Raw genomic sequence first — 15,434 nt, forward strand, 5'->3', positions numbered from 1 at the left:
CTCCCCCTGAGGGGGTACCCCCAGACGGGCTGAAAGAGCGGGGTTACTCCCGGCGCAGGGCGACGAAGGTGCGTTCGGGGGTTGACCACTGGGCGGTGGGGCGCCAGTGCGTGGTTCTCGCGTGGCGGAGGAGGGCCGGGGTGCCCACGCGGGCCCACGGGAAGGGGGCGCCAGGGGTGCCGTTCGCGTCGGTGATCTGGACCAGGGCGCGTTCGTCGACGTCCGGGTGGGGAGCCGTCTCGGCGATCAGCAGGCCCCCCGGCGCGAGGAGTTGGGCGAGCCGCCGCAGCAGGGCGGCCGGGTCGCCGCCGATGCCGATGTTGCCGTCGATGAGCAGCGCGGTGCCCCAGCGTCCGGTGCCGGGCAACGGGTCGAAGACGGAGCGCAGGAGCGCCTGCCCGCCCCGCCCGACGGTGTGCGCGACCGCGGCCACGCTGACGTCGATGCCGAGCGCGCGGTGCCCCCGGGCGCCCAGCGCCGCGACCAGCCGCCCCGGTCCGCAGCCCACGTCCAGCACCGGGCCCTCGCAGCGCCGCAGCACCTCCAGGTCGGCCGCGTCGGCCCCCGCGCACCAGCGTTCCACGTCCAGGGGCAGCAGCCATCCGTCGGCGCGGCGCAGGAACAGCGGCCCCCGGCCGGCGTGCAGGGCGTCGGCGTAGGGGTCGGCGGACCAGGCGCGTTCGACCGCGGGGGCCGTGCGCTGGTGTCCCGGGCCTGCCGCCGCACGCACGCCGCTCACCGGCGGGCCGCCGTCAGCCGGGCCAGCCGCGCGGCGAACCGTCCGTCCGGGGCCGCACCCGCCACCACGGCCGCGTCGTCGGCGGTGTCCACGTCCCGCAGCCGCGGAAGGTCCCGCACCCGCAGATGCGCGAGCCGTCGCCGTTGTGCCGCGCCCGTGCCCGGCGTCGACATCGGCACACCGCGCAGCAGTCCCGGGTCGGGTTCGGCCAGGCCCAGCGCCCAGAAGCCGCCGTCCTCGGCGGGACCGAAGTACGCGTCGCAGTCGGCGAAATCCACCGTGAGCAGGTGCGGCGTCACCTGAGGGGTGTCCATGCCGATGAGGAGAGCGGGTCCGTCGCACCCGCCGAACGCGGCGGCCAGCCGTTCGTCGAGGCCGCCCGCGCACTGCGGTACGACCTCGACGCCGGCCGGCAGCCAGGGCCCCGGCGTCCCGTCCAGCACCAGCACCCGGCGCCGCGCGGGAGTGCGCGCCACCACGTCCAGCGTGTCCGCGAGCGCGGCCTCGGCGAGCCCCGCCGCCTCCTCGGGGGTGAACGGCGGGGTCAGCCGGGTCTTCACCCGGCCCGGGCGGGGCTCCTTGGCGATGACGAGCAGCGTCACGGGCGGCGCCGGCGTCACCGGGCCACCTCCTCGCGCACCCGCGGCTCGTGCAGTACCCGGCTCATGTCCCGTACCGCCTGACAGGTGCCGCGCCAGGTGCCCGTCACCTTGGAAGCGCCGGTGCGCGGCGCGTACGGAACGTCGTGCTCGGTGACGCGCCAGCCGGCGTCGGCGGCGCGCACCACCATCTGGAGCGGATAGCCGCCGCGCCGGTCGGTCAGGTTCAGGGCGAGCAACTCCTCGCGCCGGGCCGCCCGCAGCGGGCCGAGGTCGCGCAGCCGCAGTCCGGTACGGCGGCGCAGCAGCCGGGACAGGGCAAGGTTGCCCGCGCGGGCGTGGACCGGCCAGGCGCCGCGCGCCCGCGGCCGGCGCCGGCCCAGCACCAGGTCGGCGGCCCCCGCCCGGAGTTCATGGACGAAGGGCACCAGATCGGCGGGATCCAGGGAGGCGTCGCAGTCGCAGAAGCAGACGATGTCGGCCGTGGCGGCGGTCAGCCCGGCGTGGCAGGCGGCGCCGAAACCGCGCCGTTCCTCGTGCACGACGGTCGCGCCGAGCTCGCGGGCGATGCGGTCCGAGCCGTCCGAGGAGCCGTTGTCCACGACGAGGGCGCGCCAGCCGGGCGGGATGCGTTCCAGCACCCACGGCAGCGCCGCGGCCTCGTCGAGACAGGGAAGGACGACGTCCACGGACACCGGTTGCGGTTCCGGGGCGGGAGAGGAGGTGGTCACGGCTCTCACCCTACGAAGACAAAGCGGGCGTACCGGACATCGACTCCTTACGAAACACGGACGTCGGCGACCGGCCCGCACCCCTCGCGCGCGCGTGGTGCCAGGCTGGCCGCATGGAACAGCGACCACCCCACGCCGGGGCCGGAGCCCGGGTGCTCGTCGTCGACGACGACCCCACCGTCGCCGAGATCGTCACGGGCTACCTCGACCGCGCCGGATACGTCGTCGACCGGGCCGGTGACGGCCCCGACGCGCTCGCCCGCGCGGCGGCGCACCGGCCCGACCTCGTCGTCCTCGACCTCATGCTGCCCGGCATGGACGGCCTGGAGGTGTGCCGCCGGATACGCGGTCACGGTCCCGTGCCGGTGATCATGCTCACCGCGCGGGGCGACGAGGACGACCGCATCCTCGGCCTGGAGGTGGGCGCCGACGACTACGTCACCAAGCCGTTCAGCCCGCGCGAACTCGTTCTGCGCGTCGAGTCCGTACTGCGCCGCACCCGCCCCGCCCCGGCCGTCGCGTCCGGTCTGCTGCGGGCGGCCGGCCTCGCCGTCGACCCCGCCGCGCGCCGGGCCACCAAGAACGGGGCGGAACTCTCCCTCACCATACGGGAGTTCGACCTCCTCGCCTTCTTCCTGCGCAACCCCGGGCGGGCGTACGCGCGGGAGGAGCTGATGCGGGAGGTGTGGGGCTGGGACTTCGGCGACCTGTCGACGGTGACCGTCCATGTGCGGCGGCTGCGCGGCAAGATCGAGGACGATCCCGCGCGGCCCCGGATCGTGCAGACCGTGTGGGGCGTGGGCTACCGCTTCGACCCCGCCGGCACCGGGGAGGAGTGAGCATGCGGGACACGGTCCTCATCGCCCTGTTCGCCTTCGTCGGCGCCGCCGCGGCCGGCCTGCTCGGCGCGTGTGTGCTGCTGCTGATCCGGCGGTGGTCGCTGACCGCGCATCTCGCGGTGGTCGCCGGGGTCGCGGTGACGGCGATGCTCGCCGGCACCCTGGCCGTCGCCCAGGCCATGTTCCTCTCCGCGCACGACCTGAGCGTGGTCACGACGGTCGTCGCCATGGCCGCCGTGGTCTCCACGGTCACCGCGCTGCTGCTGGGCCGCTGGGTCGTCGCCCGCAGCCGGGACCTGACGCTCGCCGCCCGCTCCTTCGGCGACGGCGGCGACTTCGCCGCGCCCGACGGCCCGGCGACCGCCGAACTGGCCGCGCTCAGCCGGGAGCTGGAGGCCACCAGCGCCAGGCTCGCCGAGTCACGGGACCGCGAACGGGCCCTGGAGTCCTCCCGGCGGGAACTCGTCGCGTGGATCTCCCACGACCTGCGCACCCCGCTCGCCGGACTGCGCGCGATGGCCGAGGCCCTCGAGGACGGGGTCGCCGCCGAACCCGACCGCTACCTCAGGCAGATCCGCACCGAGGTGGAACGCCTCAACGACATGGTCGGCGACCTCTTCGAGCTCTCCCGCATCCACGCGGGCACGCTGACCCTCTCGCCGTCCCGTATCTCCCTCTACGACCTGGTCGGTGACGCCCTCGCCGGCGCGGACCCGCTCGCCCGCGAACACGGCGTACGGCTCGTCGGCGACCGGGTCGAACCGGTGCCTGTGGAGGTGGACGGGCGGGAGATGAGCCGCGTCCTGGGCAACCTGCTGGTCAACGCGATCCGCAGGACACCGTCCGACGGCACGGTCGCCGTCGCCGCCCGGCGCTCGGCCGAGAGCGTGGTGCTGTCCGTGACCGACGGCTGCGGAGGCATTCCCGAGGAGGACCTGCCCCGTGTCTTCGACACCGGCTGGCGCGGCACCCACGCCCGCACCCCGCCGGCCGGCGCGGGCCTGGGCCTCGCCATCGTCCGCGGCATCGTCGAGGCCCACCGCGGCAGCACCACGGTCAGCAACGTCACCGGCGGCTGCCGCTTCGAGGTGACCCTCCCGGCAACGGACCCCTGACCCGCAAGGGGGACTCAGTCGTCCCGCAGGCCTCCCTGACCCGCCGTCGGGGCTCAGTCGCCCCGCAGGCCCGCCGAGGCGAACGCGTGCATGCCCTCCTCGAAGGGGATCTCCGGCTTCCAGCCCAGTTCCGCGCGCAGACGCGAGGAGTCGGCCGTGATGTGGCGGACGTCGCCCAGCCGGTACTCTCCGGTGACCACCGGGTCCGGGCCGCCGTACGCCTGGGCCAGCGCACGGGCCATCTCGCCCACCGTGTGGGGCGTACCGCTGCCCGTGTTGTACGCGGTGAGCGTCCCGGCGGCCGGGTCCGCCGTCAGCGCGGCGACGTTCGCCGTCGCCACGTCCCGTACGTGGACGAAGTCCCGGCGCTGGCCGCCGTCCTCGAAGACGCGCGGGGCCTCGCCGCGGGCCAGTGCCGAGCGGAAGAAGGAGGCGACGCCCGCGTACGGGGTGTCGCGGGGCATGCCGGGGCCGTAGACGTTGTGGTAGCGCAGCGACACCGCCGAGCCGCCCGTCGACCGTGCCCAGGCGGCGGCCAGGTGCTCCTGGGCCAGCTTGGTCGTGGCGTACACGTTGCGCGGGTCGGCCGGGGCGTCCTCGCCGACGAGTCCGGGTTCCAGGTCCGCCCCGCACTCCGGGCAGGCGGGTTCGAAGCGTCCGGCCGCGAGGTCGGTGACGGACCGCGGCCCCGGCCGCACCACCCCGTGCCGGGCACAGGCGTACCGGCCCTCGCCGTACACCACCATCGAACCGGCCAGCACCAGCCGCCCCACGCCCGCCTCCGCCATCGCGGCCAGCAGCACCGCCGTACCCAGGTCGTTGCGGGAGACGTACTCCGGGGCGTCGGTGAACCCGGTGCCGAGGCCGACCATCGCCGCCTGATGGCAGACCGCGTCCACGCCCGACAGGGCCTCGCGCACCGCGCCGGGGGAGCGCACGTCCGCCGTCGGATCGGTGCGGACGTCGAACACGACGGGCTCGTGTCCGCGCTCGCGCAGCGCCTCGACGACATGGGACCCGATGAATCCGGCACCGCCGGTGACCAGTACACGCATGCGCCCACGCTAGGCCCGCACCCCGCCCGGAAGCGGGACCCCGCCCCTCACGTCACGGGTCCGTAAGACCCGCGGCCCGCGAGGCACCGCCGTCCGGCGGCAGCCGTACGGTGAACACCGCCGCGGGCCCGCGCCGTCGACGGGAGATCCGGGGTTCTGTCGGTGGTGGCGTCTACACTCACCGGCGACAGAGCGTGCGACCCCGGTCAGAAACTTCCGCCACCCGAAGGGCATTCGGCGTCTTGATACGGTTCGATTCAGTCACGAAGCGGTACCCGGACGGCACGGTAGCGGTCGACCGGCTGTCGCTGGAGATCCCCGACCGCTCGATCACCGTCCTCGTCGGACCCTCGGGCTGCGGCAAGACGACCACCCTCCGCATGATCAACCGGATGGTCGAACCCACCGAGGGAACAATCCTGCTCGACGGTGAGGACAGCCGGAAACAACCGGTCACCTCCCTGCGCCGGTCCATGGGTTACGTCATCCAGAACGCCGGGCTCTTTCAGCACCGCACGATCGTCGACAACATCGCGACCGTGCCCCGCATGCTCGGCTGGGGCAAGCAGCGGGCCTGGGAGCGGGCGGCGGAGCTGATGGAGCGGGTGGGCCTGGACACCTCGCTGGCCAGGCGGTACCCGTACCAGCTCTCCGGCGGCCAGCAGCAGCGCGTCGGCGTGGCACGGGCGCTCGCCGCGGACCCGCCGGTGCTGCTGATGGACGAGCCGTTCTCCGCGGTCGACCCCGTGGTGCGCAAGGGACTGCAGGACGAACTCCTGCGGATCCAGGACGAGCTGGGCAAGACCATCATCTTCGTCACCCACGACATCGACGAGGCGATCAAACTCGGCACCATGGTCGCCGTACTGCGCGACGGCGGCCGGCTCGCCCAGTACGCGCCGCCCCCCGAGCTGCTGTCCGGTCCCGCGGACGGCTTCGTGGAGGACTTCCTCGGCGCCGACCGCGGCATCCGCCGGCTGTCCTTCTTCCCCTCCGCCGGACTGGAGCTGACCACCGACGCCGTGGTCCCGGCCGACGCGCCCGCCGCACGGACCGCCGCCGTCGAGGTCCCGTACCTTCTGGTGACCGGCCCGGACGGGCGCCCGCTCGGCTGGGCCGAGCGCGATGCGCTGACCGCGGGCGACATCCCGGCCGATCAACTCCTGCCGTACGGGCGGCCGTTCGTGCCCGGTACCGACTCGCTGCGGGTCGCCCTCGACTGCGCCGTGCTCTCGCCCACGGGCTGGGCGGTCGCCGTGGACGACGACGGCCGGGTGACGGGCGTCGTCTCCCAGCAGACCATCGGCGAGGCGATCCGCGCCGCCCACACGGCCGGCCGTACCGACGACGAGAAGGTCGCCGGATGAGCGGCTTCTTCGACATCCCCAGCGATCTCCAGCACAGTTGGACCGGCCTCATCGGGCTGCACATGCGGGAGGCCTTGCTGCCGGTGGCCGCCGGGCTGGTCCTCGCCCTGCCGCTCGCCCAGCTGTGCGGACGCTTCCGCTGGCTGTACCCGCCCGTGCTCGGCGTGACGACCGTGTTGTACGCCATCCCCTCGCTGGCGTTCTTCGTCGTCCTCATCGACTACACCGGCCAGACCGAACTCACCGTGATGATCCCGCTGGCCCTGTACAGCCTGGTGGTCCTGGTCCCGGCGATCGTCGACGGCGTGCGCTCGGTGCCGGACGAGACCCTGGCCGCCGCCACCGCCATGGGCTTCGGCCCCGTACGCCGCTACCTCCAGGTCCAGTTGCCGATCGCCGCGCCCGCCATCATCGCCGGACTCAGGGTCGCCACCGCGTCCAGCATCTCCCTGGTCAGCGTCGGCGCGCTGATCGGCAACCAGGGCGCCCTCGGCAATCTGCTCGCGGCCGCGCAGAAGTACGACCGGCCCGAACTCGCCGTGAACGCCGTGCTCACCATGGCCGTCCTGGCGATCGTGTGCGACGCCCTGCTGGTCCTGCTGCGGATCCTGGTGACGCCCTGGATGCCGCGCGGCACCCGTGCCAGGCCCCCCGCGACACAGCGGGAAGAGATCAGCCCCGAGGGGGCGGTCCGGTGAACGTCCTCAACTTCATCAACGCCTTCTTCAGCGACGGCTCCCACTGGCAGGGCTACGACGGCATCCCGCAGCGCTTCTGGGAGCACGTCCAGTACTCCCTGCTGGCCCTCGCCCTCGCCGCCGCCATCGGCCTGCCCGTCGGCCTGCTCACCGGACACACCGGACGCGGCGGGAACGCGCTCGCCTTCATCGCCAACGCCGCCCGCGCCCTGCCCAGTTTCGGGCTGCTGGTGCTGGCCGTCCTGCTGATCGGCTTCGGCCTGCTGCCCGTGATGATCCCGCTGGTCGTCCTCGCGATCCCGCCCATCCTGGTGACCACCTACGAGGCGGTCCGCTCCGTCGACCCCGCCCCGGTGGACGCCGCCCGGGGCATGGGCATGCACGAGTCGCGGATCCTCTTCCAGGTCGAACTGCCGGTGGCGCTCCCGCTGATCCTGAGCGGTCTGCGTTCCGCGGCCATCCAGATCGTGTCGACGGCCACCATCGCCGCGTACGTCAGTCTCGGCGGCCTCGGCCGGTACATCATCGACGGGCTCTACCAGCGCGACTACGAGAAGGTGGTAGGCGGCGCCACGCTGGTGGCGGTCCTGGCCCTCGCCACCCTCGCGCTGTTCTGGGCCGCGGGACGGCTCGCGGTGTCGCCCGGTGTGCGCAGGCGCTGACCACCGGCCGGGCCGCCTGTGACAAACCGTGACCACCACGTTCTTGACGGACCGTAAAACGGCTGGATTGGATCGGTGAATGACTTCTACCGCGAAGAGCAGCAGATCCAGGACGAGGCACACCGGCGCGGCCGCCGTCGCGCTCACCGCCGCCGCGGCGCTGCTCGCGGGCTGTTCCTCCGACGACACCTCCGACAACCCCCTCCAGGGGGAGAAGGCCGAGGCGGGCACCGTCGTCGTCGGCTCCAACAACTTCGCCGAGAGCACCCTGCTCGCCGACATCTACGGCGAGGCGCTGCGCGCCAAGGGACTCAAGGTCAGCTACAAGCACAACATCGGCAGCCGTGAGACGACGTACGGCCTCATGAAGAACGGCTCCATCACGGTCCTGCCCGAGTACAACGGCTCCCTCCTCGCCTACCTCGACCCCGAGGCCGGGCAGGAGTCGGCGCAGGCGGTGAACGAGGCGGTCAAGGCGAAGCTGGACAAGAAGCTGACCCTGCTGGAGTCGTCACCGGCCGAGGACAAGGACTCGGTGAGCGTCAACGCCGCGACCGCGAAGAAGTACGGCCTCACCGCCGAGTCGACCCTCGCGGACCTCAAGGACATGGCCCCCGACCTGGTCATCGGCGGCTCGCCCGAGTTCCAGACCCGGCAGCAGGGGCTGAAGGGCCTGGAGTCGGTCTACGGACTGAAGTTCAAGTCCTTCAAGGCGCTGGACGCGGGCGGCCCGCTGACCCAGGCGGCGCTTGCCGGTAACGAGGTCCAGGCCGCCGACGTCTTCACCACGGACCCGACCATCGTGAAGGAGAAGTTCGTCGTCCTGAAGGACCCGGAGAACCTCTTCGGATTCGCCAACGTCACCCCGCTCGTGCACAAGGACGGCCTCCCCCAGAAGGGCGTGGACGCGCTCAACGCCGTATCGGCGAAACTGGACACCGCGACCCTCCTCGACCTCGACGCCCAGGTCCAGCTGGAGAAGAAGGACCCGCTGGACGTGGCCAAGGCCTGGCTGAAGTCGGCCGGTCTGGACTGACCGGTCAACCGGGCCCGGGGTGCGGCGAACGGCCGCACCCCGCACGGGGGTTCACCGGGCCGGAGCCGCCTGGGCGATCAGCCGGTCGATCAGCGCGATGAGCACGTCCCGGCTCGACTCCCGCTCCCGCGCGTCGCACAGCAGCACGGGCACCTCCTCCGGCAGCGTGAGCGACTCCCGTATGTCCTCGACCGGATACGGGTGCTCCCCGTGGAAGCCGTTGACGGCGATCACGAAGGGGATGCCCCGGCGTTCGAAGAAGTCGATCGCGGCGAAACTGGACTTGGGTCTGCGCACGTCCACCAGGACCACCGCGCCCAGCGCGCCCAGCGCCAGGTCGTTCCACATGTACCAGAAGCGCTGCTGTCCCGGGGTGCCGAAGAGGTACAGCACGAGATCGTCCGAGACGGTGATCCGGCCGAAGTCCATGGCGACCGTGGTGGCACGTTTCTCCTCGATGCCGTCCAGGTCGTCGACGTCCAGTCCCGCCATGGTCAGCGGTTCCTCGGTGCGCAGCGGGGCGATCTCGCTGACGGAGCCGACCATGGTGGTCTTGCCCACGCCGAAGCCGCCGGCGATCAGGATCTTGACCGTGTCGGGTGCCGTACGGTCGGCGGACGCCTGAGCGGTGGTGTCAGAGCCGGCCAAGGCTCTCCCTCACTTTCTGCAGCAGGTCCAGATCCGGGGTGGTGCCGGTGACGGGATGCGGCGGTTGCGCGGTGATCCGGCCCGCCTCCAGCAGGTCGCAGAGCATGATGACGACCACGCTCACCGGCAGGTCGAGACGCGCGGCGAGCTCGGCCACCGCCATCGGCCGGGCGCACAGTCGCAGGATCCGCAGATGCTCGGGCTGCGGCCGGGCGGCCGTCTCGGGCTGCGGGTCCGCCGCCGTCACCGTGGTGATGAGCGTGAAGTCGGCGCGGCTGGGCCGGGTCCGGCCGCCGGTCAGGGTGAAAGGCCGTACCAGCCGGCCCGCCGAGTCGCTTTCCCCCACCTCACGCGCCTGGGTCGACGGCGGGCCCGGCGGTGTCCCGCGGTGCCGCGCTGAGGTGCTCGCCGATCTTCTTCACCAGCATGTTCATCTGGTACGCCACCACGCCGACGTCCGCGCCGGGACCGGTCAGCACCACCAGATGGGCGCCGGGCCCGGCCGAGGTGAGGATCAGGAAGCTGTGCGCCATTTCGATGAGCGCCTGGCGCACCGGGCCGCCGCGGAAATCCATGCTGACGCCCTTGCTGAGGCTCATCAGACCGGAGGCCGTGGCCGCCAGACGTTCCGCGTCGTCGCGCAGGAAGCCGGTGGACTTACTGACCACCAGCCCGTCCTCGGAGAGCACCACGGCCTGGTTCACGTCGGCGACCCGTTCCACGAGTCCGGTCAGCAGCTGGTCCAGCTGGGTGTGGGTGGCGGGGATGGGGCGAGTCATGGCGGTGTTCCTTCTTCGGCGTCAGCGGTCAGCGGTCGGCGGTCGGCGTCGGCGGTCAGCGGTCGGCGTCAGCGGTGCGGGTCGGGAGCCCGGGAGGGGCCTCGGGCTCCCGTGACGGGTCCGGGCCACCCTCCAGCGGCGCGGGGGACCGTCCGTCCCCGGTGCCGGCGTGGTGCGGTTCCTCGTCCCGTGCCTGCAGCGTGCCCCGCTGGAAGCCGGCCAGGGAGGAGGCGGCGCGTTCCGCGGTGAAGTCGTCGGCGGCCTGGTCCTCCGTGTCCGGGGCGGGCTCCTCGCGCAGTTCGGCGGCCAGGCTGGTCTGCGGCACCCGGCGGGGGAGCGGCACGAGACCGTCCGGGCGGGGCGCCGCCTCGGCGGACGGTGCGGGGGCGGTCCGTACGGCGGTGGCCGGCCGGGGCGCCGTCTCCCGCGCGGCCGCACGCTCCGGCGCGCCGGCGGCGGAGCCGTCGCGTTCCTCGTCCGCGGGGTCCTTCGCGGCCCTGGTGTCCGCCGGGTCCTTTGCAGTCCCGGTGTCCGCCGTGTCCTCCACGGCCCCGGTGTCCGCCGTCTCCCGGCCGCCGTGGCCGGCCGGTTCGTCGCGTACCACGACCTCGTGCGGGATCAGCACGATGGCCGTGGTCCCGCCGTACGGCGACGGGCGCAGGGTGACGGCGATGCCGTGCCGGTGCGCGAGCTGCGCGATCACGAACATGCCGAGCCGGAGGTCGTCGGCGAGCGCCACCACGTCGAACTGCGGCGGCTTGGCCAACTGCGCGTTGAGGGAGGCGTAGTCGTCCTCCGACATGCCGAGGCCCCGGTCCTCGACCTCCACGGCCAGCCCCTTGGCGACCATCGCCGCCCGCACCCCGACGGGGCTGGGCGCCGGCGAGTACATCGTCGCGTTGTCGATCAGCTCGGCCAGCAGATGGATCACGTCGGCCACCGCGGGCGGGGCGAGCGACACCTCCTCCTCGGTGATCACCTCGACCCGCTGGTACTCGGCGACCTCCCCGACGGCGCTGCGCACGATGTCGATCAGCGCGACCGGCTCGCTCCAGGTACGGCCGGGCCGCTCACCGCTGACGATGACCAGGTTCTCCTCGTACCGGCGCAACTGGCTGGCCGTGGAGTCCAGTTCGTACAGGCCCTTGAGGACCTCGGGGTCGGTGTGCCGGCGCTCCAGCGTGTCCAGCTTGCTGAGCTGGAGGTTGACCAGGTTCTGGCTCTGCCGGGCGATGCCCAGGATGATTTTCTGGAAACCCCGCCGGGTGTCGGCGAGTTCGACCGCGGTGTGCACGGCGGTGCGTTGTGCGATGTTGAACGCCTGTGCGACCTGCCCGAGTTCGTCGTGCCCGTAGTCCAGCGGGGGCGCCGCCGACTCGATGTCGACCTTCTCACCGCGCTCCAGCCGGGCCACCACGTCGGGCAGCCGCTCCTGCGCCAGACCGAGGGTGGCCAGCCGCAGACCGCGCAGCCGGCGGGACAGCGAGCGGGTGATGCGCCAGGACAGCCCGATGCACAGCAGCAGCGCGAGGAGTCCGGCGGCGCTCAGGGAGGCGGCAGTCCATAGCAGGGCCCGGGCCTCGTCGGCACTGCGGGTGAGCAGCGCGTCGGTCTCCTGCCGGATCATCGTGTGGTACTGCGGCGAGACCTTGGCCATGGCCTCGCTCCACTGCTCCCGCAGCTCCGGCAGTTCGACGCTGCGGTCCTTGCCGTCCGCCCGGGTGGCGAGCACCTGGGTCTCGACCGCCTCCAGGGCGCGCCACTCGGGGCTGTACATGATCCGTTCGGCCCGGGTCTTGGTGCTGCCGGTCAGGGAGGGGATGATCTGGTCCTTGACCAGCCAGCGGCGGGTGTGGACCATCTCCGAGAACTCGGTCCAGCTCTCCGCGTCGAGGCGTCCGGAGGGCCAGGCGAGGGTGAGCTGCGCGTCCTCCTGGGAGACCATCTCCGCCGCGTGCTCGAGCGCGACGAGCGGCTGGGCCCACGAGGTCAGGTCCCCGTCGTCGACCTGGGAGAGCTCCCGGAAGGCGTGGATCTGGTGGTCGATGATGGTGGTGTACTGGTCGAGCGCATCCTCGGCGGTGATGTCGCTCGGGTCGTCCACCTGGCCCCGGTAGTACTCCAGGCTGCCCACCGAGCCGAGCACCGAGTACATCCGGTCGGAGACGCGCGCCGGTGCCTCGGCGATCGCGTCCGCCTGACCGACCAGCTTCGCCACCGCCTCGTCGGTCTCCTCGCGCTGTCTGTCGAGGGCGGTGCGAGAGCTCCCCGGATCGGCCAGCCAGGCGGCGGTCAGCCTGCGCTCCTTCTGCAGCGCGAGCGTGGCGTGCGTGCCCATCGCGCCCGTCGACCGGCTCAGCGCCGTCTGGGACCGCAGTTGCTCCCCCTCGGAGAACATCTGGATCGTCGTCGTGCCCCAGATGCCGGCGAGGGTGACGCTGGGCACCAGGGCGAGGAGGAACAGCGAGAGACGAATGGAGCCGAAGCGGCGCCGGGCACCTGTCCGTGGAGACATCGTGGTCCTAGAGCGGTCGGATGGTGGAAGAGGCACGCACGGGACGGCCCGTCACCGGGTTCCACCGGCGGTGAAACCGGCGACGGAGTCCGCGTTGGCCTTGGTGACGAACGCCGGTCCGGTGAGCACGGGCGCGACCCCGCCGCCGCTGACGTTGCCGTTGTTCCGGTACAGCCACAGCGCGTCCACGGCGAGATAGCCCTGCAGATACGGCTGCTGGTCGACGGCGAACCGCACGGTGCCGCCGCGCACGGCCTTCACGAGGTCGTCGCTGAGGTCGAAGGTGGCGACGTCGGCGTCGCTGTCGGCCTCCGTGACCGCGTCCACCGCGGTGAGCGCGACGTCCGCCCCGTTGGTGACGACCTCGTCGATGGTCGGGTCCTGCCGCAGCCGGGCTTTGAGGATGCCGGAGACGGCGCGCAGGTCGGTGCCGTCCACGTACAGGTTGTCCGTCGTTCCGCGGAACGCCTTCCTCACTCCCGCGCAGCGGGCCTCCAGGCCGACGTTGCCGCGTTCGTGGACGACGCACAGGGCGTGGTCGGCCTTCAGCTTGTTCAGCTTCTCGCCGACGGCCCGGCCCGCCACGCTCTCGTCCTGCCCGAAGAACGCCGACAGCCCGGCCGACTTCCAGGCGTCCATACCCGAGTTGAGCCCGACCACGGGGATGTCCGCGGACCGTGCCTCGTTGACCGGGCCCCGCATGGCCTGGGGCTTGGCGAGGGTCAGTGCGATGCCGTCGACGCCGTCGCGGACCGCCTCACGGACCAGTCTCGCCTGTCCCGCCGGGTCCGGGTCGCCCACATACGTCAGATCGATGCCGTCCTTGGCCGCCGCCGCCTCGGCCCCCTTGCGCACCTGGTCCCAGAAGGGGTCGTCCTCGTTGCCGTGGGTGACCAGGGTGATCCTCAGCCGTCCCGACCCGTTCGCGTCGTCCGAGTCCGAGGCGTCGTCGGCCGCGCCGAAGGCGGAACAGCCGGTCGCGACGAGAACGACGGCGGCTGCCAGGGCCACCAGGCGGTGTCTCGGGGAGCGGCGGGACGGGGGACGAGTGTTCATGAGGAGTGCGGACCTCGCTGTGCGGCAGAGCAAGAGCAGGGGAGAGCTCGTACGGCAGCCGCTGGGCGCGTGCGCCGGCCGGGTGACTCTCGCTGGCCCGGAGCCAACCGTGTGCGACCACTGGTCGTCAAGTGAAAGGCCACGTGAAGTGAGGTGTTGCTGCCGCATTGTGATGAACCGTGAGCACGGGGCACCGCATCTCGGCACCCCGAACCGAACGGACGGTACGGGCGCTCACGCCTTACCTGCGCGCGCTCCGGGTTTAGGGCCTGTCCGGCGGATCGAGTCGGGGGGAAGGTGCGGCGCCGTGCGACCCGGGTGAGCGGGGTCTGGTGCGTCCGGCTGCAGGGCGGAGGAGGGAGTCGACGCGATGGGGGTGCCCCCGCTCATGGGGGTCCCCCCGCTTGAGCGAAGCCGAGAGTGGGGGAGAAGCCGGGAGTGGGGGAGAAGCCGAGAGTGGGGGAGAAGCCGGGAGTGGGGGAGAAGCCGGGAGTGGGGGAGAAGCCGGGAGTGGGGGAGAAGCCGGGAGTGGGGGAGAAGTCGGGAGTGGGGGAGTCGGCGACCGACGAGAAAGCCGCAGATGGGCGTGGCAGACCCGTGTCCCCGGCATGATCCGCCGGACAGGCCCTAACGCCGGCGCAGTCGCAGCGCGAGCGCGGCGGCCCCGGTGAGCACCAGGACGGCGAGGGCACCGCCCGCGAGCAGTGGGGCGGAGGGGCCGGAGGAGGCGGCGGCGGTGGTCCGGGCCGCCGGGGTGCTCGCGGGCTCCGGGGCGGAGGCCGCCGGGGTGCCTGGGGCGGGAGTGTCCGAGGCGCGGGGGCTCGCGGTCACCTTCGCCGCACCACCGTCCGGAGTCTTCTCCTCCGTTCTCCTCTCGTTCTGGCCGCGCTCCTCCGTTTCCGCGGACGCCGGCTTCTTCTTCTGCGGGAACTCCACGTCCGAGCACGAGTAGTACGTGTCCGGCGTACTGCTGTTCTGCCAGACGGTGTACAGCACATGACGCCCCGACCGGTCCGACGGCAGCGTCACCCGGAAGCGGTACGCGCCGTCGGTCAGCGCCGGGTCGCTCACCTCGGCGAGCGGACGCTCCGGCAGGTCGGACCAGGTGAGCGGCCGCGCCGGGTCGTAGCCGGGCTTCGTCAGATACACCCGGAAGGTTCCGGTGTGCGGAATCGTCGAGACGTACGTCATCGGCAGGGACCCGCCGGGCGCCACGCGGGTCGCCGGCCAGTCGGCGCGGGCGAGGTCGAGGCCCTGGTAGGCGGGCAGGCCCCCGCTGCACAGCTTCCCGTCCGGGATCCGCTGCCGGTCCCTGCCGCCGACGTTCGCCACCCGCAGGTTGTCCCACGCCGTGAAGGGGCCGCCGTTCGCGGCGACCGCGGCACGGCACGCCGCCGACCCCGCGCGCTCACCGCCCTCCGGCGAGCACGCCACGACCCGGCTCACCGGATCCGTCGGCGCCCCGTGGGCGTGGGCCGGCGCCGCGGACCACAGCGGCAGCAGCAGCGGGGTCGCGAGGGCCGCCGCGAGCGCGGTGCGGTGTGCGGTCGTCCGGGACATCCGGGACGCCTCCTGCGGGCGGGAACGCACGGGGG

At 72.9% G+C, this 15,434-nt stretch carries 16 protein-coding genes; 6 read left to right on the forward strand and 10 right to left on the reverse strand.

The annotated features are described in order from the left end of the window. Positions 1-43: 43 nt before the first annotated feature. From AB0L56_RS15695 to AB0L56_RS15705, 3 genes are read right to left on the reverse strand one after another with little or no spacing between them, the layout of a single operon-like run. Complete coding sequence (locus AB0L56_RS15695) at positions 44-730, reverse strand: class I SAM-dependent methyltransferase (protein ID WP_365423510.1); 687 nt, start codon at positions 728-730, stop codon at positions 44-46. Positions 731-735: 5 nt separating this feature from the next. Continuing rightward, on the reverse strand, positions 736-1,359 hold the full coding sequence (locus AB0L56_RS15700) for a DUF2064 domain-containing protein (protein ID WP_365423513.1): 624 nt from the start codon (positions 1,357-1,359) through the stop codon (positions 736-738). Further along, positions 1,356-2,078 carry a glycosyltransferase family 2 protein gene (locus tag AB0L56_RS15705; protein WP_365423516.1) on the reverse strand — a complete coding sequence of 241 codons (723 nt, stop codon included), beginning with the start codon at positions 2,076-2,078 and terminating at the stop codon, positions 1,356-1,358. Before AB0L56_RS15705 ends, AB0L56_RS15700 begins: the two co-directional genes overlap by 4 nt. Before the next feature lie 104 nt (positions 2,079-2,182). On the opposite strand from AB0L56_RS15705, the gene AB0L56_RS15710 reads away from it, so the two are divergent. Both AB0L56_RS15710 and AB0L56_RS15715 read left to right on the forward strand, forming a co-directional pair. After that, positions 2,183-2,908, forward strand: a complete 726-nt coding sequence (locus AB0L56_RS15710) for a response regulator transcription factor (RefSeq protein ID WP_361034042.1) — start codon at positions 2,183-2,185, stop codon at positions 2,906-2,908. A gap of 2 nt (positions 2,909-2,910) precedes the next feature. Next, a complete protein-coding gene (locus tag AB0L56_RS15715) occupies positions 2,911-4,023 on the forward strand; it encodes a HAMP domain-containing sensor histidine kinase (protein ID WP_365423520.1) in 1,113 nt (370 codons plus the stop codon). Positions 4,024-4,076: 53 nt separating this feature from the next. On the opposite strand, the gene AB0L56_RS15720 is transcribed toward AB0L56_RS15715, so the two are convergent. After that, entirely contained in the window at positions 4,077-5,078 is a 1,002-nt protein-coding gene (locus AB0L56_RS15720; RefSeq protein WP_365423523.1) for an NAD-dependent epimerase/dehydratase family protein, read from the reverse strand. A gap of 242 nt (positions 5,079-5,320) precedes the next feature. Here AB0L56_RS15720 and AB0L56_RS15725 point away from each other — a divergent pair, with 242 nt between their 5' ends. The 4 genes from AB0L56_RS15725 (at position 5,321) to AB0L56_RS15740 (ending at position 8,841) form a co-directional block, all read left to right on the forward strand. Then, on the forward strand, positions 5,321-6,445 hold the full coding sequence (locus AB0L56_RS15725; RefSeq protein ID WP_365423526.1) for an ABC transporter ATP-binding protein: 1,125 nt from the start codon (positions 5,321-5,323) through the stop codon (positions 6,443-6,445). Then, positions 6,442-7,143: an ABC transporter permease subunit gene (locus tag AB0L56_RS15730; protein WP_365423528.1), complete on the forward strand. Its 702-nt coding sequence runs from the start codon at positions 6,442-6,444 to the stop codon at positions 7,141-7,143. The genes AB0L56_RS15725 and AB0L56_RS15730 overlap by 4 nt, the downstream gene beginning before the upstream one ends. Beyond that, complete coding sequence (locus tag AB0L56_RS15735) at positions 7,140-7,805, forward strand: ABC transporter permease (RefSeq protein WP_365423531.1); 666 nt, start codon at positions 7,140-7,142, stop codon at positions 7,803-7,805. The genes AB0L56_RS15730 and AB0L56_RS15735 overlap by 4 nt, the downstream gene beginning before the upstream one ends. Positions 7,806-7,884: 79 nt before the next feature. Then, positions 7,885-8,841 carry an ABC transporter substrate-binding protein gene (locus AB0L56_RS15740; RefSeq protein ID WP_361034059.1) on the forward strand — a complete coding sequence of 319 codons (957 nt, stop codon included), beginning with the start codon at positions 7,885-7,887 and terminating at the stop codon, positions 8,839-8,841. Between the two features lie 51 nt (positions 8,842-8,892). Here AB0L56_RS15740 and AB0L56_RS15745 read toward each other — a convergent pair whose 3' ends face one another. From AB0L56_RS15745 to AB0L56_RS15770, 6 genes are all read right to left on the reverse strand, one after another. Beyond that, entirely contained in the window at positions 8,893-9,489 is a 597-nt protein-coding gene (locus tag AB0L56_RS15745) for an ATP/GTP-binding protein (RefSeq protein WP_361034062.1), read from the reverse strand. Beyond that, positions 9,476-9,835 carry a DUF742 domain-containing protein gene (locus AB0L56_RS15750; RefSeq protein WP_365423536.1) on the reverse strand — a complete coding sequence of 120 codons (360 nt, stop codon included), beginning with the start codon at positions 9,833-9,835 and terminating at the stop codon, positions 9,476-9,478. The genes AB0L56_RS15745 and AB0L56_RS15750 overlap by 14 nt, the downstream gene beginning before the upstream one ends. Position 9,836: 1 nt before the next feature. Beyond that, the gene (locus AB0L56_RS15755) at positions 9,837-10,268 is read right to left on the reverse strand and encodes a roadblock/LC7 domain-containing protein (RefSeq protein WP_190165912.1); all 432 of its coding nucleotides are present in this window, start codon (positions 10,266-10,268) and stop codon (positions 9,837-9,839) included. Between the two features lie 55 nt (positions 10,269-10,323). Beyond that, positions 10,324-12,783 (reverse strand): nitrate- and nitrite sensing domain-containing protein, encoded by a 2,460-nt coding sequence (locus AB0L56_RS15760; RefSeq protein ID WP_365423539.1) that lies wholly within the window; start codon positions 12,781-12,783, stop codon positions 10,324-10,326. Positions 12,784-12,834: 51 nt separating this feature from the next. After that, positions 12,835-13,839, reverse strand: a complete 1,005-nt coding sequence (locus AB0L56_RS15765; RefSeq protein ID WP_365423542.1) for a substrate-binding domain-containing protein — start codon at positions 13,837-13,839, stop codon at positions 12,835-12,837. Positions 13,840-14,466: 627 nt separating this feature from the next. Further along, the gene (locus AB0L56_RS15770) at positions 14,467-15,399 is read right to left on the reverse strand and encodes a lytic polysaccharide monooxygenase (protein ID WP_365423545.1); all 933 of its coding nucleotides are present in this window, start codon (positions 15,397-15,399) and stop codon (positions 14,467-14,469) included. Between the last annotated feature and the right edge of the window lie 35 nt (positions 15,400-15,434).

This window comes from Streptomyces sp. NPDC052079, from assembly GCF_040680275.1.
Taxonomy (GTDB): Bacteria; Actinomycetota; Actinomycetes; order Streptomycetales; family Streptomycetaceae; genus Streptomyces.